This is a genomic window from Citrobacter sp. 172116965, from assembly GCF_013458095.1.
Lineage (GTDB): Bacteria > Pseudomonadota > Gammaproteobacteria > Enterobacterales > Enterobacteriaceae > Citrobacter > Citrobacter braakii.
In genome coordinates, this window is sequence record NZ_CP046673.1 from 394,771 (window position 1) to 413,740 (window position 18,970).

Annotated in this window: 17 protein-coding genes and 2 pseudogenes; 7 read left to right on the forward strand and 12 right to left on the reverse strand. The window is 53.3% G+C overall.

Going from position 1 to position 18,970, the window contains the following annotated elements; translation table 11 throughout:
* Window positions 1-138: 138 nt before the first annotated feature.
* Window positions 139-216, forward strand: a pseudogene (locus tag GPJ68_RS25030) (hypothetical protein); the annotation flags it as partial.
* Between the two features lie 77 nt (window positions 217-293).
* Here the strand turns inward: GPJ68_RS25030 and GPJ68_RS01810 are convergent.
* From GPJ68_RS01810 to tsgA, 6 genes are all read right to left on the reverse strand, one after another.
* The gene (locus GPJ68_RS01810) at window positions 294-464 is read right to left on the reverse strand and encodes a YhfL family protein (RefSeq protein WP_016154783.1); all 171 of its coding nucleotides are present in this window, start codon (window positions 462-464) and stop codon (window positions 294-296) included.
* Window positions 465-775: 311 nt separating this feature from the next.
* Complete coding sequence (cysG, locus tag GPJ68_RS01815) at window positions 776-2,149, reverse strand: siroheme synthase CysG (protein WP_104652065.1); 1,374 nt, start codon at window positions 2,147-2,149, stop codon at window positions 776-778.
* Window positions 2,150-2,160: 11 nt separating this feature from the next.
* Window positions 2,161-2,970 (reverse strand): nitrite transporter NirC, encoded by an 810-nt coding sequence (gene nirC / locus GPJ68_RS01820; RefSeq protein WP_047415976.1) that lies wholly within the window; start codon window positions 2,968-2,970, stop codon window positions 2,161-2,163.
* Between the two features lie 140 nt (window positions 2,971-3,110).
* Window positions 3,111-3,437, reverse strand: a complete 327-nt coding sequence (gene nirD, locus GPJ68_RS01825; RefSeq protein ID WP_016154780.1) for a nitrite reductase small subunit NirD — start codon at window positions 3,435-3,437, stop codon at window positions 3,111-3,113.
* Window positions 3,434-5,977 (reverse strand): NADPH-nitrite reductase large subunit, encoded by a 2,544-nt coding sequence (gene nirB / locus GPJ68_RS01830; RefSeq protein WP_016154779.1) that lies wholly within the window; start codon window positions 5,975-5,977, stop codon window positions 3,434-3,436. Before nirB ends, nirD begins: the two co-directional genes overlap by 4 nt.
* Before the next feature lie 327 nt (window positions 5,978-6,304).
* The gene (gene tsgA, locus GPJ68_RS01835; RefSeq protein ID WP_180837097.1) at window positions 6,305-7,486 is read right to left on the reverse strand and encodes an MFS transporter TsgA; all 1,182 of its coding nucleotides are present in this window, start codon (window positions 7,484-7,486) and stop codon (window positions 6,305-6,307) included.
* 264 nt (window positions 7,487-7,750) lie between these two features.
* Here tsgA and ppiA point away from each other — a divergent pair, with 264 nt between their 5' ends.
* The 5 genes from ppiA to GPJ68_RS01860 all read left to right on the forward strand — a co-directional run bounded on the left by ppiA (window position 7,751) and on the right by GPJ68_RS01860 (window position 11,087).
* On the forward strand, window positions 7,751-8,323 hold the full coding sequence (gene ppiA, locus GPJ68_RS01840) for a peptidylprolyl isomerase A (protein WP_003023595.1): 573 nt from the start codon (window positions 7,751-7,753) through the stop codon (window positions 8,321-8,323).
* A gap of 106 nt (window positions 8,324-8,429) precedes the next feature.
* Complete coding sequence (locus GPJ68_RS01845; protein ID WP_016157626.1) at window positions 8,430-8,597, forward strand: YhfG family protein; 168 nt, start codon at window positions 8,430-8,432, stop codon at window positions 8,595-8,597.
* On the forward strand, window positions 8,587-9,189 hold the full coding sequence (locus GPJ68_RS01850; protein WP_104652066.1) for a putative adenosine monophosphate-protein transferase Fic: 603 nt from the start codon (window positions 8,587-8,589) through the stop codon (window positions 9,187-9,189). The genes GPJ68_RS01845 and GPJ68_RS01850 overlap by 11 nt, the downstream gene beginning before the upstream one ends.
* Before the next feature lie 31 nt (window positions 9,190-9,220).
* Window positions 9,221-9,784, forward strand: a complete 564-nt coding sequence (gene pabA, locus GPJ68_RS01855; RefSeq protein WP_016154776.1) for an aminodeoxychorismate synthase component 2 — start codon at window positions 9,221-9,223, stop codon at window positions 9,782-9,784.
* Between the two features lie 85 nt (window positions 9,785-9,869).
* Window positions 9,870-11,087 (forward strand): aspartate aminotransferase family protein, encoded by a 1,218-nt coding sequence (locus tag GPJ68_RS01860; RefSeq protein WP_104652067.1) that lies wholly within the window; start codon window positions 9,870-9,872, stop codon window positions 11,085-11,087.
* A 42-nt stretch (window positions 11,088-11,129) separates the two neighbouring features.
* Here the strand turns inward: GPJ68_RS01860 and GPJ68_RS01865 are convergent, their stop codons facing one another.
* Both GPJ68_RS01865 and crp read right to left on the reverse strand, forming a co-directional pair.
* The gene (locus tag GPJ68_RS01865) at window positions 11,130-13,217 is read right to left on the reverse strand and encodes a YccS/YhfK family putative transporter (protein ID WP_016154774.1); all 2,088 of its coding nucleotides are present in this window, start codon (window positions 13,215-13,217) and stop codon (window positions 11,130-11,132) included.
* 51 nt (window positions 13,218-13,268) lie between these two features.
* Window positions 13,269-13,901: a cAMP-activated global transcriptional regulator CRP gene (crp, locus tag GPJ68_RS01870; RefSeq protein ID WP_000242758.1), complete on the reverse strand. Its 633-nt coding sequence runs from the start codon at window positions 13,899-13,901 to the stop codon at window positions 13,269-13,271.
* Between the two features lie 308 nt (window positions 13,902-14,209).
* On the opposite strand from crp, the gene GPJ68_RS01875 reads away from it, so the two are divergent.
* Window positions 14,210-14,617, forward strand: a complete 408-nt coding sequence (locus GPJ68_RS01875) for an OsmC family protein (RefSeq protein ID WP_016154773.1) — start codon at window positions 14,210-14,212, stop codon at window positions 14,615-14,617.
* 93 nt (window positions 14,618-14,710) lie between these two features.
* Here the strand turns inward: GPJ68_RS01875 and GPJ68_RS01880 are convergent, their stop codons facing one another.
* The 4 genes and pseudogenes from GPJ68_RS01880 to GPJ68_RS01895 all read right to left on the reverse strand — a co-directional run bounded on the left by GPJ68_RS01880 (window position 14,711) and on the right by GPJ68_RS01895 (window position 18,923).
* Complete coding sequence (locus GPJ68_RS01880; RefSeq protein WP_003827751.1) at window positions 14,711-15,580, reverse strand: phosphoribulokinase; 870 nt, start codon at window positions 15,578-15,580, stop codon at window positions 14,711-14,713.
* A gap of 53 nt (window positions 15,581-15,633) precedes the next feature.
* Window positions 15,634-15,852 carry a YheU family protein gene (locus GPJ68_RS01885; RefSeq protein ID WP_003023615.1) on the reverse strand — a complete coding sequence of 73 codons (219 nt, stop codon included), beginning with the start codon at window positions 15,850-15,852 and terminating at the stop codon, window positions 15,634-15,636.
* Window positions 15,849-16,917, reverse strand: a pseudogene (locus GPJ68_RS01890) (hydrolase). Before GPJ68_RS01890 ends, GPJ68_RS01885 begins: the two are co-directional and overlap by 4 nt.
* A 104-nt stretch (window positions 16,918-17,021) precedes the next feature.
* Window positions 17,022-18,923 (reverse strand): ABC transporter ATP-binding protein, encoded by a 1,902-nt coding sequence (locus GPJ68_RS01895; protein WP_047415982.1) that lies wholly within the window; start codon window positions 18,921-18,923, stop codon window positions 17,022-17,024.
* Window positions 18,924-18,970 lie beyond the last annotated feature (47 nt).

Below are 18,970 nucleotides of genomic sequence, written 5' to 3' on the forward strand. Positions count from 1 at the left end.
AAACCGGGTTCTACCCGGTTTTTTTTCGCCTGTTCGCTGGTGAATCTCAAAAAATATGAAGCGCCTCGCCGTTTGCATATTTCCTTATATCAATCAATTTAATGAAGATATAAATATTCAATTTACTGAAGATATAAAATGCGTCGGATATTTATCAAGAGAGAGGAGGGACTGACAACCCTGGCCCGCTACCTGCTCGGCGAGAAGTGCGGTAACGTGTGAATGAGCATTTAACCTATAAATATAAAAACCGGGGATTTCCCGGTTTTTTTGTATCTGCGCAATCGCTTCTGTTACAGATCTGCAGCCGGGCCACAGCCACCAATAATTTTAGAAATAGAAATTGCCGGATGCAGGAAGTAATCGTAGGTGCAGTTATCTTTTTTGTTATCGACATGACCAGTACACGCGGTCAGCGTAGCCAGAACACCAGCAACGATAGTGATTTTTGCAAATTTCAGCATGTTAAAATCCTTGTAAGATATCTATTTTTAAATGGATGAAATCCATTTCTCGGCGGTTAAGATATCAACTAAAATAAATTTAAAGTAGTCCGGATTAGGACATAACAAGTTTTATATAAAATATTATTTCAATGAATTTAAATGTTTTAAAGATATATTTAATTAATGATTAACGGTTGGGCTACTGAGGCGAGTATATAGCGTGTATCGGTTTTTGATTTATTTCTATCGGAAGATAAATAAATGCCCTGAATATGAACTGTCCAACTTTATAGGGGCAGTCCAATATCAGGGCATTTTTGAGCATTCAATTAATGGTTCGAGAACCAGTTCAGCTTATCGCGTAGTCCAACCACGCGGCCGACGATAATCAGCGCCGGGCTTTCAACCTGCTGCGCCAGTTCGCCGAGTTGCGAAAGCACCCCGTTAACAACGCGTTGCTTCACGGAGGTACCGTTTTCTACCAGCGCGACAGACATATCGGGTTGCATGCCAAATTCGATCAGTTTTTCCTGGATAGTAGCCGCCTGATTGAGGCCCATGTAGAACACCAGCGTCTGTTTCTCTGCCGCCAGATTTTCCCAGTCCAGCTCGCCGCCGGTTTTCAGGTGCCCGGTGACCAGACGTACACTCTGGGCGTAATCTCGATGGGTCAGTGGAATGCCGGAATAGGCGGAACAACCGGATGCTGCGGTAATACCTGGCACAACGGAGAATGGAATACCGGCATGACACAGGGTTTCCAGCTCTTCGCCACCACGGCCAAAGATGAACGGGTCGCCACCTTTCAGGCGCACGACGCGTTTGCCCTGTTGCGCTTCACGCAGCAGGATCTGGTTAATTTCTTCCTGCGGTACGCAGTGGTAGCCCGCGCGTTTACCGACGAACACCCGGTCGGCATCGCGGCGTACTAGGTTCATGATGTCGTCGGATACCAGACGGTCATAAACCACGACATCCGCTTGCTGGATCTGCTGTAGACCTTTCAGCGTCAGCAGCCCGGCATCGCCAGGACCGGCGCCAACCAGCACTACTTCGCCTCGATGGTCCAACGGTTCGCTGAGCAACTGCTCGGTGGTTTCCTCGACGGCTTTCTGGTCACTGTTCGCCAGCGACTGCGCCAGGCGGTCATTCACGAACAATTTTTCCCAGAAGCGGCGACGTTCACCCATGCTGGCAAACTGTTCTTTCACTCGGGCGCGTAACTTGCCTGCATATTGCGCGACCTGGCCCAGATGCTGAGGCAGCACAGATTCAAGTCTTTCACGTAGCAGACGGGCAAGCACCGGCGATGTACCGCCGGAGGAGACCGCCACCATCAGCGGCGAGCGGTCGATAATGGAGGGCATGATAAAACTGGCTGCTTTTGGCGCATCGACCACGTTGCAGAAAATACGACGTGATTCTGCGGCGGTGCTGACGCTTTGGTTGACGGCATCGTCATCGGTGGCGGCAATAGCCAGCCAGCAGGTGTCGAGCAGGGAATCGTCGAACGGTCCCTCAACCAGCGTCAGCATGCCTTCATCTGCCCATACGGTGAACTGCGGAATAAACGCCAGCGCATTAACCGTTATACGGGCGCCCGCTTCCAGCAGTAACCGCGCTTTGCGTTCTGCGACATCACCACCGCCGACGATCAAGCAGTCGCGGTCACGTAGTTGACAAAATATAGGCAAATGATCCACGACATTACCCCTTAATTATTGGCAGTAGCCTCTGGCTGGTTGATTTTTGCCGGAGCAGGACGCTCCGATTTTGGCGTAGCATACCAATAACCCAATCCCATGAATACGACACCGGACAAAGTATTACCGAGTGTCACCCACAACAGGTTATGACCAATTCCTGACAGGGTATAGGCTTCGCTGTGGTGGCCGAACCAGGAGAGGGCAAACAGCGTCATGTTGGCAACCGAGTGCTCGTAACCGGAAGCGATAAACGCCAGTAGACACCACCAGATAGCGAGGAATTTTGCTGCGCCCTCGGTACGAATTGCCATCCAGATTGCCAGACAAACCAACCAGTTACACAGCGCGCCTTTAAAGAACAGGACCGTTGCTGGCGCGGTCGTTTTCGCCAACGCCACCGAATGGACGATGCTGGTATCGACCGGCAGCAGGCTACCGCCGCCCCAACTGTAAAGCAGAGCGACAAACACGGATCCGACCAGGTTACCCAGCCAGGTTTTTGGCAGGATTGCCCACATCTGACCGTGACTGATGGTGCCCGCTTTAACGCCAAGCGTCAGGAACATCGTGTGTCCGGTGAACAGTTCAGAACCGGCGATAATAACCAGCGTTAAGGCAATACCAAAGGTTGCACCCATTACCAGAGGACGAACGGACGGGTCGAGCAGATTACCGAGGGTGAAAATAAGAATGATGCCGAGACCGACGTAGGCCCCCGCCATTGCCGAACTGACCCAGAATCCGAGCGGGTTATTAGCCGAGAGGCGTGCGATGCGCGCAGCGTTAGCCGCACACTTATTAATAGTGTCTGTGAACATGTGTTGATTATCCTTGAAGTACAAACAATAAAAAGAAATCGTAACCGTAGGCCTGATGGCGCTACGCTTATCAGGCCTACAAATAAAAGACCTACAAATACGTCAAAAAAGGGGGAGGCGTTGCGCCTCCCAAAAATTTATTAACCGCGCAGTTGCACCGTGCCGTCTTTCACTCGCGCTTCGTAATGTTTCACGGAGAACTGTTCGTCTTCCATGCACAGACCGTCGCTTAAGCGAAAGCGCTGTTTTTTCAGCGGGCTGGCGACCCACAATTCGCCCTGATGTTCAGCAATCAGCCCACGAGAAAGCACGCTGGATTCAAAGAATGGGTCGATGTTGCTGATCGCAAACACCTGGTCGCTGTGATATGGGCGGAAAATCGCAACTTGCTCGCTACCTAACAGGGCGCAGACGCCTGTTGCAGGCAGAATGTCATCGATTTTGCAGATGTTTTTCCACTGGCTCATGCGTTTTCCTCCACCAGAGTCACCGGGATACGCTCATAGGGCGTAGCCGGACGATGTTGTTCACGTTCAGGCACAACCTGGACATTCGGATCGCGTTGATCGCTGTTGATAAAGTGTTTGAAGCGAACCTGTGCGGATGGGGTGTTAACCGTCTCTGTCCACTCGCAGACCACCGCTTCACGCAGACGGGCCATCTCTTCTTCCAGGTGCTGGTTCAGCCCCAGTTTGTCGTCGATGATGACCGATTTCAGATATTCGATACCGCCTTCCAGGTTGTCTAACCATGGTGCGGTTCGGGTCAGTTTGTCAGCGGTACGGATGTAGAACATCATGAAACGATCAAGGTATTTGAGCAGCGTTTCGCGGTCGATATCCGCTGCCAGCAGGTCTGCATGACGAGGTTTCATCCCGCCGTTACCGCAAACGTACAAATTCCAGCCTTTCTCAGTGGCGATGATACCCACGTCTTTACCCTGAGCTTCCGCACATTCACGGGTACAGCCGGAGACGCCGAATTTCATTTTGTGCGGGGTACGAATGCCCTTGTAGCGGTTTTCCAGCTCCACGCCGAATCCGACGCTATCGCCGACGCCATAACGGCACCAGGTACTGCCTACGCAGGTTTTCGCCATACGCAGGGCTTTGGCGTATGCGTGACCGGTTTCAAAGCCCGCTTCAATCAACTGACGCCAGATTTCCGGCAGGTCATCTTTTTGCGCGCCGAACAGGCCGATACGCTGAGAACCGGTGATTTTGGTATACAGGTTAAATTCACGCGCGATACGGCCCACGGCCACCAGGCCTTCAGGAGTAATTTCTCCGCCCGCTGAGCGCGGGATCACGGAGTAGGTACCGTCTTTCTGGATGTTCGCCAGGAAGTTGTCGTTAGTGTCCTGCAGCGGCGTGTGCTGTGGTTTGAGGATGTACTCATTCCAGCAGGAGGCCAGCAGGGAACCTACGGTTGGTTTACACACTTCACAGCCGTAGCCTTTCCCGTGTTTTGCCAGCAGCTCTTCGAAGGTTTTAATCCCTTCTACACGGATCAGATGGAACAGTTCCTGACGCGAGTACGGGAAGTGTTCACACAGGTTGTTGTTAACTTCGATCCCCTGTTTCGCCAGTTCAGCGTTCAGGACCTGAGTTACCAACGGGATACACCCGCCGCAGCCGGTACCAGCTTTGGTTTCAGCTTTCAGCGCCGCAACGGTGTGGCAGCCTTTGTTAATAGCGGCGATCAGCATGCCTTTGGTGACGTCGAAGCAGGAGCAAATCTGCGCGCTGTCCGGCAGTTTATCGACACCGATAGACGGCTTACCGCTGCCCGCGTGAGCTGGCAGAATCAGTGAGTCTGGGTTTTCCGGCAGTTCGATGGCGTTCAGCACCAACTGCAGCAGGTTGCCGTAATCGCTGGTGTCACCGACTAAAACCGCCCCGAGCAGGGTTTTGTTATCTTCGCTAACGATGAGGCGTTTGTAGACTTCTTTGCTTTCGTCGAGATAGACGTAGCTACGGGCGCCCGGCGTGCGCGCATGCGCGTCGCCAATCCCGCCGACGTCAACACCAAGCAGCTTCAGCTTGGCGCTCAGATCCGCGCCTTCAAAGGCGTTTTCGGTTTCGAGAATATGGTCAACGGCAACCTGCGCCATTTTGTAGCCTGGAGCGACCAGACCATACACGCGGTTGTTCCAGCTGGCGCATTCGCCGATGGCATAGATGTCCGGATCAGAAGTCTGGCAGGTATCGTTAATCACAATACCACCGCGCGGCGCAACGTCGAGGCCGCATTGGGTGGCCAGTTTGTCGCGTGGGCGAATACCGGTAGAAAAGACGATGAAATCGACTTCCAGTTCGCTACCGTCGGCAAAACGCATAGTTTTGCGCGCTTCGGTGCCTTCCTGGACGATCTCTTTAGTGTTTTTGCTGGTGTGGACACGCACGCCCATGCTTTCAATTTTGCGACGTAACTGCTCGCCACCCATGTGATCCAACTGTTCGGCCATCAGCATCGGGGCAAATTCAATCACGTGGGTTTCAACGCCGAGGCTTTTCAGCGCACCGGCGGCTTCCAGACCCAGCAGGCCACCGCCGACGACGGCACCGCGTTTGCTACGGCGCGCGCAAGACTCAATGGCGTTGAGGTCTTCGATGGTGCGGTAAACGAAGCAGTCTTGGGTTTCCGAACCTTTAATCGGTGGGATCCACGGATAAGAGCCTGTCGCCATGATCAGCTTATCGTAATAGACCGTACGACCCGCGCTGGAGTGGATCACCTTCTCCTGGCGGTTGATGGTGATTGCGCGCTCGCCCACTAACACCTTAACGCCATGCTTCTCGTAGAATCCTTCACGCACCAGAGAAAGTTCTTCGGCGGTATGGTGGGAGAAGTAGGACGACAGGTGGACGCGGTCGTACGCTTTGCGGGGTTCTTCACAGAAGACGGTAATATCAAAATTGGCAGCGTCGGATTTATCAAGAAGATCCTCAATAAAGCGATGGCCGACCATACCATTACCGATAATAGCGAGTCTGACTTTGCTCATTTTTGCCTCGATTTCTTTTCTATTACTGCCTACCTTAACGATTCAGCAACCCCGCTTATTGATGCAAATCAAATTCGCCTTTATATACTCCTTAAGAGGTATATAGCTGATTTAACTGCATTTTTATAAGTTACGGAATTAACAGGCTTTTCATGTTTGTATAAATAGCGTACAAATTGAGGGGTTTTTGTAAGAATTGGCCTACATCGCGAGTGGAAGAAGAGGGCGCGGGAATAGGCCGGAGGGCGTCTGCGCCTTATCCGGCCTACGAACAGCTTGTCTTGTAGGCCGGATAAGATACGTTAGCATCGCCATCCGGCACTCAGATTAATGCGTTGCGGGTGCGTTATGCTGGCGATGACGCGTGACGAACCCAAGAATAAAGCACATCACGAATACGACCGCATACAAGCCGTTAGCCGTCTGCAATGCCGCCAGCGGACCGCTGTGCGCCACGATAGGGCCAGTGACCACGAAGGTGAGCATAGTACCGATGGTGCCACAGGTCAGAACGAAGTTAACCAGTTTAGGTGATGCGACCTTCGTCTGCTGGGAGCCGAGGGTAATGATGGTGGTATAAATCGCGCTGGAGAAGAAGCCCAACGTCAGAATGAACCACGGCATATGCTCCGGCGTACCGGTGATAAACAGATACATCAGGACGGTAGCCACACCCGCCAGTACGGTCAGGATGCGCTGCAAATCGAAGAAACGCAGGATAAAGCTAAATGCCCACATGCCAACCATGTAAGACATCCAGAAGTCGCTGACCAGTTTACCTGCGTCGTTCAGGCTCATGCCCAGACTTTTGGCGTATTCCGGCACCCAGGAGATAAAGCCCAACTGACCGAGGATGTAGCACAGCGCGGCGATCGCCAGGAACAGCACGCCAATGCCCCATTTTTCTTTTACCACAGGCGCGTCCGGTTGCTGCGCGTGTTTACCCAGCGCCGGGAATTCGCAACCGAAGGTCAGCAGGAAAATGGCGACGTATACCAGGCCGATGCAGGCATAAACCCAATACCATTCGATGCTGCGCGCTAACAGGAATGCTACCACCATCGGGAAAATCATGCCGGCCATGCTGAAGAAGGAGTCAGTAAACAGCAGGCGGGAACCGCGCTGGCGACCTTCGTACATCTGAGTCACCAGGAACGTACCAATCGACATGGTGATACCGCTCACCAGACCCAGTACAAACATGGCGGCTGAGAACAAGGCCAGGCTATGGCTGAGCATCAGTCCGGCGACCGCCAGAACCATCAGGATAAAGCCAAAGCGCAACTGGGTTTTCAGTGGCACAATTTCCATCAGCCAGGCATTCAGAAAAATAGAGATCAGAATGCCGGCATTCAGAAAGGTGAAGGTGTTACTCATACTGGAAACGGGCAAATGGAAGTAATCTGCGATGTTTCCCATCACCATCCCGGTGACAATTACCAACGCGCCTGTCAGGGCGTAGGAGAGAAAGCTAATCCATGTGAGCTTGATGCGATTGCTGTTAGTCATGACTGGCCTGTATAGAAGTGTTAGGCGCATTGACTGCGCCGTGAGCGGGCAGATTTTAGGCGCTTTAGTGATGCATTTAAATGTTTATTGGTAATTACTTGCTACGTTACATTTTTTTATGTGATCTAGATCGCATTGAATCTTGAGGCTATAAGGTTACATTTGTTTCAAGTACGTAAAATTAAGTAAAGGGATGGCCTTGTTCTTGAAGGCTCTTTAGAATCAATTCACTTGCTTCATTTCTGCTCTTGTTAAGGAATTCTCATGCTCAAATCGACTCTGGCGGCTGTTGCAGCTGTTCTCGCTCTTTCTGCTCTCTCTCCCGCAGCACTGGCAGCAAAAGGTGACCCGCATGTCCTGCTGACAACCTCTGCCGGTAACATTGAGCTGGAGCTGAACAGTCAGAAAGCCCCGGTTTCAGTGCAAAACTTTGTCGATTATGTCAACAGCGGTTTCTATAACAACACCACGTTCCACCGCGTGATCCCTGGCTTCATGGTGCAGGGCGGCGGTTTTACCGAGCAGATGCAGCAGAAGAAACCTAACCCGCCAATCAAGAATGAAGCTGATAACGGACTGCGTAATACCCGCGGCACGATTGCCATGGCGCGTACAGCAGATAAAGACAGCGCGACCAGCCAGTTCTTTATCAATATTGCAGACAATGCGTTCCTCGATCACGGCCAGCGCGACTTTGGGTACGCGGTCTTCGGTAAAGTTGTGAAAGGTATGGATGTCGCGGATAAGATCTCTCAGGTGCAGACCCATGATGTTGGTCCTTACCAGAATGTCCCGTCAAAACCGATTGTTATCCTGTCTGCCAAAGTCCTGCCGTAAACGTCTTTTGCGCGGGCAGTTCCTGTCCGCGTTCTTTCCCTTCTCTGCGTAACCTGAAATTGCCGCTTATACTTGTGGCAAGTGTCGGCTCATTCAGGGAGGTCACGTGAAAAAACTCACCGATAAACAAAAGTCCAGACTCTGGGAACAACGGCGAAATGCCAATTTCCAGGCCAGTCGGCGGCTGGAAGGCGTGGATATTCCACGGGTGACTTTGAGCACGGAAGACGCCCTGGCGCGTCTTGAAGAGTTGAGGGGGCACTATGAGCGATAAATTCGGTGATGGACGCGATCCCTATTTGTATCCGGGCCTGAATGTCATGCGTAACCGTCTGGGGATTCATCAGGCACAGCGCCTGGCGCAGGCGGCGTATGAACTGACGGCGCTGCGTGCGGCCACTATCGAATTAGGCCCGCTTAAACGGGGCTTGCCGCATCTGTGCGCCATTCATCGCCAACTGTATCGGGATATTTTTGACTGGGCGGGACATCTGCGAGAAGTGGATATTTACCAGGGCGATACCCGCTTTTGTCATTTCGCTTATATCGAGAAAGAGGGCAATGCGCTGATGCAGGACCTGGAAGACGAGTCCTGGTTGGTGGGGTTACCGGAAGATAAGTTTGTGGATCGTCTTGCGCACTATTATTGCGAAATCAACGTGCTGCATCCGTTTCGTATTGGCAGCGGTCTGGCACAGCGAATTTTTTTCGAACAGTTAGCGATTCATGCCGGGTATATATTGAGCTGGGATGACATTCCGGTTGAGGAGTGGAACCTGGCTAATCAGAGTGGGGCGATGGGTGACCTGTCTGCGCTTCGGGCGATATTTCGTAAAGTGGTAAGCGAAGCCCCGGAAACTGAGTAGAATAGCGCGGTTCTTATGTACCGGAGCCGCCATGATCCTGCTTATCGATAACTATGATTCTTTTACCTGGAACCTGTACCAATACTTCTGCGAACTGGGCGCTGATGTCCTTGTCAGGCGCAACGACGAACTGACGCTGGCGCAAATCGACGCGCTAAGCCCGCAAAAAATCGTAATATCCCCAGGCCCCTGCACGCCGGATGACGCTGGGATCTCATTGGATGTTATTCGTCATTTCGCGGGCAAGACGCCCCTGCTGGGTGTTTGTCTGGGACATCAGGCTATGGCGCAGGCCTTTGGCGCGACAGTGGTTCGGGCAGCTAAAGTGATGCACGGTAAAACCTCGCCAATTACGCATAACGGGCAGGGTGTTTTTCAGGGGCTCGCCAACCCATTAACGGTGACGCGCTACCACTCTCTGGTGGTTGCCCCCGCGACGCTTCCTGACTGCTTTGAGGTGACGGCCTGGAGTGAAACGCAGGAGATTATGGGCATTCGTCACCGCGAGTGGGATATGGAAGGTGTGCAGTTTCACCCGGAGAGTATTCTCAGCGAACAGGGGCATCAACTGCTGGCTAATTTCCTCAACAGGTGATTTGTGGTTGCTATTCAGTGATTTTTTATTCATATTTTGTGATTATAATTTCACTAACATTTCTGCTTAACAGGGTGGCAATGACATGGCAACTGAACAAACTGCAATTACGCGCGCGACATTCGATGAAGTTATTCTGCCGATTTATGCACCGGCTGAGTTTATCCCGGTAAAAGGGAAAGGGAGTCGAGTCTGGGATCAACAGGGCAAAGAGTATGTTGATTTCGCGGGCGGCATTGCAGTTACTGCACTAGGACATTGCCATCCGGCCCTGGTGGAGGCGTTAAAAACCCAGGGTGAAACCCTGTGGCATACCAGCAACGTTTTCACCAACGAACCGGCGTTGCGCCTGGGCCGTAAAATCATTGATGCGACCTTCGCCGAGCGCGTGCTGTTCATGAACTCGGGTACCGAAGCTAACGAAACCGCCTTTAAGCTGGCGCGCCACTATGCCTGCGTGCGCCATAGCCCGTTCAAAACCAAAATCATTGCCTTCCATAATGCGTTTCACGGCCGTTCGCTGTTTACCGTGTCCGTCGGCGGGCAGCCGAAATACTCTGACGGCTTTGGACCAAAACCAGCGGATATCATCCATGTACCGTTTAACGATCTGCATGCGGTCAAAGCGGTGATGGACGATCACACCTGTGCGGTGGTAGTTGAGCCTATTCAGGGGGAAGGTGGCGTCACTGCGGCAACGCCGGAATTCCTGCAAGGTTTGCGTGAACTTTGCGACCAACACCAGGCGCTATTGGTATTGGATGAAGTGCAGAGCGGGATGGGCCGTACCGGCGATCTGTTTGCCTATATGCACTATGGCGTGACGCCGGATATCCTCACCAGCGCGAAGGCTCTCGGCGGCGGCTTCCCGGTGAGCGCGGTGCTGACCACCCAAGAGATTGCCTCCGCATTTCATGTGGGTTCGCACGGTTCCACTTACGGTGGTAATCCGTTGGCCTGCGCAGTTGCGGGGGCCGCGTTTGATATCATCAACACGCCGGAAGTGTTGGAAGGTATTCAGGCTAAACGTCAGGCGTTTGTCCAACATTTGCAGAAAATTGATCAACAGTTCGACATTTTCAGCGAGATTCGCGGGATGGGGCTGCTGATTGGCGCCGAGCTGAAGCCGCAGTTTAAAGGCCGGGCGCGCGATTTCCTGTATGCCGCCGCGCACGAAGGGGTGATGGTACTCAACGCCGGACCGGACGTGATGCGTTTCGCGCCGTCGCTGGTAGTTGAGCAGGCGGATATCGATGAAGGGATGCAGCGTTTCGCACAAGCGGTAGCGAAAGTCGTTGCCTGATTACCTGTTGCCGGATAAGCACAGCGCATCCGGCAGTCGATCTTAACCTTTCATGTCCCGCAGACGGCGGCTCAGCCAGATTCCGTGGTGCGGTCGCTGACGCCATGCTACCGACGAAATGGTGTGCATGGTGTTCAGATGCCCCAGTATCCGTTGCAGATGCTGCTCAAGGGTGCTTAACGGACCGTGGGACAGCATCTCTGGCGCTTCGAGAATATTCACATCGCCTGAGCTTCCCGGTCCGTCATATTCCAGCCGCTGCTGACAGCGCTGGAGCGCAATTTCACAGGATTCCAGATACCGCTGCGCTAAATCCGGCGTCAGCATTGTATGTTCCCTTGCCAGTGTGGTCATCGCGTTGATGTGCTCGACGATGAACTGGCTATGCGTGACCCACAGTTTCATGTCCGCCAGGTAGTGCGAGTTGAATCCTGGCTCCTGCATCGCCTGGTTCAGTGAGTTGAACAACGTGTTATGCGCCTGATTGACCCGCATGCGTTGATACGCCAGCGGCGTGGCCTGCGGATCGTTGCTGAGGATCAGGCGAATGGCCTCCTGATCGGCTTCTAACGCATCATGGGCGTTCTTACGCAGCAGGCCGCTCTGCCACTGCGGCCACAGCCAGAGTGTACCGCCAAAGGCGATTAAGCAGCCAATAACCGTATCGACAAACCGCGGCACGATAAACTGCTCTCCGTTCAGCGTCAGCAGTTGCAGGGTGTATACCGCCGTGACCGTAAAGCCGACGGTAGCCCAGCCGTAGTTTTTGCGCATGATCAGATAGCTACCCAGGGTAATCAGCAGCATGCCTGCCAGCGTGTAACCTTCCTGAATATGAAAGTGCAGGGTGACCCCGGCAATGACCAGTCCAACGAGCGTTCCTGCTGAACGGTGTAAAATACGTACCCGGGTTGCTCCGTAGCCATTTTGCGTGACGAACAGGATCGTCATCAAAATCCAGTAAGGCTTTGGCAGGTGTAAAGCGCTGCCCATCAGGCTGGCGATACTCAGCATGACGCTGATGCGTCCGGCATTACGCAGCGCCGGCGATTTCAACGACAGATAGTTTTTCAGGGCCGGGATCAGCGGCAACCGACGCTGCTTGTCCGCCATTAAATCTCGGGCGTACAGCGGTCGCTGGGTGCGTAGCACGCGGGCAATACGGCTGAAGTGCCAGTAGCAAAATTGTCCCACCGGATTGTCCGGATGCTGGTTGGCGATTTTCTCCAGCGTGCCAATCTGCTTGTCCATCGAGAAACGGGTCGGCAAGCGGTGATACAGAATATCATCAGCCAGTACCCGAAGGCGTTCGGCGACGGTGCGCGCATTCCAGCGAATCACCTGTTCGGCGTGGCTACGTTCGACCAGCTTTTGCACCTCTTCCGGCTGGTGGAGGCTGACGGAAATATGCTCCTGCAAGTCCAGTGCCTCCTGAAAGGCACGCAGCAGGCGCTTGTAATCGTTGTTGCGATGCGCCGACAGCATATGCATTTGCTGGTAGCACTGGGTAATCAGATCCACCGCTTTCTGCTGGCGAACCAGCAGGGGAGGTAGCGCTTTTTCCGGATCGGCATGCTGGGTCAGCAGGCTGTACTTGGCCTCACAGTAATCGGCTAATTCACGGTACAACAAGCTGAGCGATTCACGGAGCGGCTGCTCGCGCCACATCCAGAACCAGAACCAGTTGAACAGGCCGTACCATAACGTGCCCAGCGCATAGATCAGCAACGGTTCCCAGACGGGCATGTTCCCGACCAGGCTTAGCGTGAAAATCGCGGCGATAAGTGAGGCCGGTAACAGTCGGGCATGCAGAGGGCTTAGCTCGGCGGTTACGCCAAGAATCAGCGTCAGTCCGGTGAGGATAAGCGGCAGCGGTATGGCCTGTGCCAGCAGCAACTGCATGATCAGACTGCAACCGGCAAACAAAGACGCGCCAATAGCTAAACGTTTGAAAAAGCGCTTATGCGGGGTATCAAGACCGGCAATGTTGCAGCAGGCAGGGACCAGGGAGAAGAGGAGTCCCAGATGAAGCTGACCGATGATCAGACCAACAGCCACAGGTAAACATAGCACCAGCGTCTGCCGTAGTGCGTAGTTGATCTCTGGGTGGTATATCAGTCTTCGCCACATCGGTGTAAACAAAAGTGGCGCATCACTGAGTAACGCGCCACTTCGATGGGGTTAACGGGTGCCGTAGACGACGATGGTCTTACCGTGTGCGGAGATCAGGTTTTGATCTTCCAGCATCTTCAGAATACGACCAACGGTCTCACGGGAGCAGCCAACGATCTGGCCGATTTCCTGACGGGTGATTTTAATCTGCATGCCGTCCGGGTGGGTCATCGCATCAGGCTGTTTCGCCAGATTCAGCAGAGTCTGCGCGATACGACCCGTTACGTCGAGGAAGGCTAGGTTGCCGACTTTTTCAGACGTGACCTGCAGGCGACGAGCCATCTGTGAAGACAGGCGCATCAGAATATCCGGGTTGACCTGGATTAATTGGCGAAATTTTTTGTATGAAATTTCAGCGACTTCACATGCGGTTTTGGCACGTACCCAGGCGCTACGTTCCTGACCTTCTTCGAAGAGGCCTAATTCACCAATAAAATCGCCCTGATTCAGATAAGAAAGGATCATTTCTTTCCCTTCTTCATCTTTGATCAGCACTGCCACTGAGCCTTTAACGATGTAATACAACGTTTCCGCTTTTTCACCCTGGTGAATCAGCGTGCTCTTCGATGGGTACTTATGAATATGGCAATGAGACAAGAACCATTCGAGAGTCGGGTCTGTTTGCGGTTTGCCAAGCACCATGCGCGGTTATCCTCTGTTATAAGCTGTCTCCAGAGCCAGAAAACGACGCTGCCTCTGGGTTTGCAAAAATATGCTTCCCGCTACCTGGGAAAGGGGCTGTCAAAAATTAACTGCAGCCTGTAATGTGATGTCCTCTGCATACATGCAGTACGTCAATGTATTACTGTAGCATCCTGACTGTTTTAGCATAGCTTTCGCCGTGTGTCTCCTGGTGTCTCGCTTCAGCATGACGCAGGTCGCCTTCCGTTGCGAGAATTGTTATGTACGCGTAATCTGTCAGGAAAATTGAAACATTGGAGTTACGAAATATGCAAGCGCGTGTAAAGTGGGTTGAGGGGTTAACCTTCCTCGGTGAGTCCGCCTCTGGTCACCAAATTTTGATGGACGGTAACTCCGGTGATAAAGCGCCGAGCCCGATGGAAATGGTATTAATGGCTGCGGGCGGTTGCAGCGCAATTGATGTGGTTTCGATCCTGCAAAAAGGTCGTCAGGATGTGACCAACTGCGAAGTGAAACTGACCTCAGAGCGTCGTGATGAAGCGCCGCGCCTGTTTACCCACATTAACCTGCATTTCATCGTAACGGGTAACGATCTGAAAGATGCGTCCGTTTCGCGCGCAGTCGATCTCTCTGCGGAAAAATATTGCTCTGTGGCGCTGATGCTGGAAAAGGCGGTGAACATTACCCACTCCTATGAAGTGGTTGCTGCTTCGTGATGTGATGCCTGATGGCGTTTCACTTATCAGGCCTACAGGATATAAACGCGTAGGCCGGATAAGGCATCAGCCGCCATCCGGCAAAATAACACCTTACTCTATCTTTTTGCCTTCCATCAGTCGCTGGACAAGCGGCAGCATAATCAATTCCATCGCCAGACCCATTTTCCCGCCCGGAACAACCAACGTATTGATATGGGAAATGAATGATCCCTGCAGCATGGCCAGTAGCCACGGGAAGTCGATCCCTTCCAGGTTCCGAAAATGAATCACGACAAAGCTTTCATCCAGTGATGGAATACTTTTGGCGGCAAAGGGGTTGGAGGTATCAACGGTCGGTACGCGCTGGAAGTTAATGTGCGTACGGGAAAACTGCGGCGTAATGTAATTGATGTAATCGTCCATTGAGCGCACCACCGAGTCCATCACCGCTTCGCGCGAGTGTCCCCGCTCGCTGGTATCGCGGGTCAGCTTCTGAATCCATTCCAGGTTCACGATCGGCACTACGCCAACCAGCAGATCGACATGCCGGGCCACGTTTTGCTGTGGGGTTACGACGCCGCCGTGCAGTCCTTCATAGAACAGGACATCCGTCGGTTCAGGCAGCGGCTGCCAGGGCGTAAATGTACCCGGAACCTGATTCCACGGTACGGCCTCATCGTAGGTGTGCAGATATTTTCGCGACTGACCTTTGCCCGTCTGGCCGTATTCGATGAAGGTTTGCTCCAGCAGACCGAAGTCATTAGCTTCGGGGCCGAAATAGCTGATATGCCGCCCGGCATCGCGCGCTTTGCGAATCGCCATGTCCATTTCCGGACGGGTATAACGATGAAAACTGTCACCTTCCACCTCGGCGGCGCGCAGATTTAACTGCGCGAAAATTTTACGAAACGCGAGGCTGGTGGTGGTGGTCCCCGCGCCGCTGGACCCTGTTACCGCAATCACCGGATGTTTGGCAGACATAACAACTCCATGAATAGGTTGAATTTTTATTATAGTCGGCCGTCGGTTACGGATTACTCGTGAATCTGCTTCCTCGGCATAATGTTGACCGTTTCATGCAGTTCGGACCATACCAGCACGGCTTCACCAGATTGTAGTTGGCGTTTGACGTCGGCGACTTTTTGTTCGAGCGAGCGTTCATGTTCACCATAATCGGTGCCTTCGCGCAAGACAAAGCTTTCAATCAGATTGTCCAGTGCGTCCGGGGAGATATCTTGCCAGGGGATGATCATGATGATGCCTCCAGATACGTTGTCAGCCAGTCCGGGATTCTGGATTCCAGCCACATCTCAGGACGGCGCACCGTGCCGCCAATGAATCCGACGTGGCCGCCGTGTTCCGTCAGTTGATACTCTACCTGTGAGGGCAGATTTTCCGGTTTAGGGATCACGTGATGATCCATAAACGGATCGTCTTTGGCATGGATAATCAGCGTGGGTTTGGCGATCTGGTTGAGCAACGGCATAGCGCTACACTGACGGTAATAGTCTATAGCATCGGCGAAACCGTGGATTTTGGCGGTGATCAGATCGTCAAAATCGCGAATGCGACGCAGAGATTTCAATTGGCCCAGACTCACCGGCAGCGATCCTGGATACGCCTCTAGCTTACGCGAGGCATTGGCTTTCAACAGGTTTAGCAGGTAGCGCTGATAGACCCGGGAGAATCCCTTGTCCATATGGTAACTACAGGCTTCCAGCACGAAAGGCGCGGAAACGATAACCGCGGCATCAATTGGAATCTCAGTACCTTCTTTTGCCAGCAGGCAGGCCAGCATGTTTCCACCGAGCGAATAGCCTACCGCCGCGGTCGGCACGCGACCGAACTCGCGAGCCAGCCAGTGTAAAAACCAGGTGCCATCTTCTGTCTCACCGGAGTGATAAATACGGTTCAGACGATTGGGTTCGCCGCTGCAGCCGCGAAAATGCATCACCACGCCCAGCCAGCCGCGCTTTTGCGCTGCTTCAATCAGGCCATGTGCGTACGGGCTGTTCAGACTGCCTTCCAGACCGTGAAAAACCACCAGGCGCGGTTTATGTTTCGCCTGTTGCGGATCTTCACTCCATGCCAGATCGACAAAATCACCGTCGGGCAATTCCAGACGCTGCCAGTGGGCGTCGAACTTCACCTTGCGGCGAATTAAACGCGGCAGCATCGTCTGCAGATGGCGGTTACTGATACCGCGCATCGGACGGAATTCTCGTGAATCGTCGGTAGGTGGAGTTATTTCTGTGGACGTGATTTCAACCATAACACCAGAGCAATTAATAATCGGAAAGAATAACTATACCGCGCACAGCGCGTGCGGGTTAGCCAATATGTGATTTTGTCGCGAGTCAGTCAGCAGGCAATCATCGGCTATAGTACCGGATGGCGGCTTCGCCTTATCCGGCACTCATGATTACTCGGCCAGCATCTGCTCAAGCTGTTCCTGAGCCTCCAGCCAGGCCATCTCGCACTCTTCCAGTCCGGATTTCGCACTGGCCTGCTGCTGCAAGCATGCTGTGAGTTCGGCTTTGCGGCTTTGGTCGTACAGTTCGCTATCGCCGAGTTTTTCTTCCGCCTGCGCCAGCTGTGCGTGCAGTTTCTCCATCTCTTTTTCCAGGCGGGAAATCTCTTTACGTAGCGGTTGCGTCAGGGTGCGTAGTTCAGCTTCGCGACGCTTCTGGTCTTTACGTGCCTGGGCGCTGTTAACGCTCTCTTTTGCCGGTTCGTCGCTCTGGTTTTCCTGTTTTTGCACATCGCTCAGCCACTGCTGATAATCCTCAAGATCGCCATCAAACGGCTCGACTTTCTTGTCGTGCACCAGATAGAGGTCATCGGTAGTAGAGCGAATCAGGTGACGGTCGTGCGAGACCACAACCAGTGCGCCTTCGAAATCGATCAGCGCTTCGGTCAGCGCCTGACGCATATCCAAATCCAGGTGGTTGGTCGGTTCATCAAGCAGCAGCAGGTTCGGGCGCTGCCAGACGATCAATGCCAGCACCAGACGCGCTTTTTCACCACCGGAGAAGCGGCGAGTCTCTTCGCTGACTTTATCGCCCTGGAAGCCGAATCCGCCGAGGTAGTCTCGCAGTTTCTGCTCCAGCTCCTGCGGTGCCATGCGCGCCAGGTGCTGAATAGGTGATTCATCGGCGCGTAAAAACTCCAGCTGGTGCTGTGCGAAGTAACCCAGCTTGATGCCTTTTGCCAGGCCAATCTCGCCGCTGATGGGGGCCAGTTCGCCGGCCAGCAGCTTAATCAACGTAGATTTACCCGCACCGTTGCGTCCGAGCAGGCCGATGCGAGACCCCGGTACCAGATTCAGTTTGATCGAATCGAGAATGACGCGGTCGCCGTAGCCGGCGCTGACCTTTTCCATCTTTAACAGCGGGTTCGGCAGGCTTTCCGGCTCGCGGAAGCTGAAGTGGAACGGGTTGTCCACGTGCGCAGGGGCAATCAGCTCCATACGTTCCAGCATTTTGATACGGCTCTGCGCCTGCTTTGCTTTGGTGGCTTTAGCGCGGAAACGATCGATATAGCTTTGCAGATGCGCCACGCGCTCCTGCTGGCTTTCGTACATTGCCTGCTGCTGTGCGAGGCGGGTCGCACGCTGGATTTCAAACGCGCTGTAGTTGCCGGTGTACTCGAACATCGTTTGCTGTTCGATATGAATAATTTTATCCACCACCGGATCGAGGAAGTCGCGGTCGTGGGAGATCAAAATCAGCGTGCCCTGATAGCTTTTCAGCCATCTTTCCAGCCAGATCACCGCGTCGAGATCGAGGTGGTTGGTCGGTTCATCGAGCAGCAGCAGGTCTGAACGGCAAATCAGCGCCTGAGCCAGGTTGAGACGCATACGCCAGCCACCGGAGAAATCGCTGACGGGACGTTCAAGCTGTTCGTTGGAGAAACCGAGGCCATGCAGCAGGCTGGCGGCGCGTGAGCGCACAGTCCAGGCGTCGATGGCATCCAGCTTGCCATGGACGGTGGCAATGGCATGTCCATCGTTACGTTCGTTGGCATCGTTCAACTGTGCTTCCAGTTGACGATACTCGCGGTCGCCGTCAATCACATACTCCAACGCCGGCTGTGGCAACGCAGGCGTTTCCTGATTAACCCACGCGAGCTGCCAGTTTCCCGGATAGGTAAATCCTCCGGCGTCGGCGCTGAGTTCATTTTTCAGCAATGCCAGCAGGGTAGATTTACCGCAGCCATTTTTACCTACCAGGCCAACTTTCTGCCCTGGATTAATGGTGGCCGTGGCATTTTCCAGCAAGACGCGCACGCCGCGACGAATTTGTAACGATGAGAAAACAATCATAAGGCGCCGTATGTTCAGACTATGTTAATTTATCATTATGATAATGT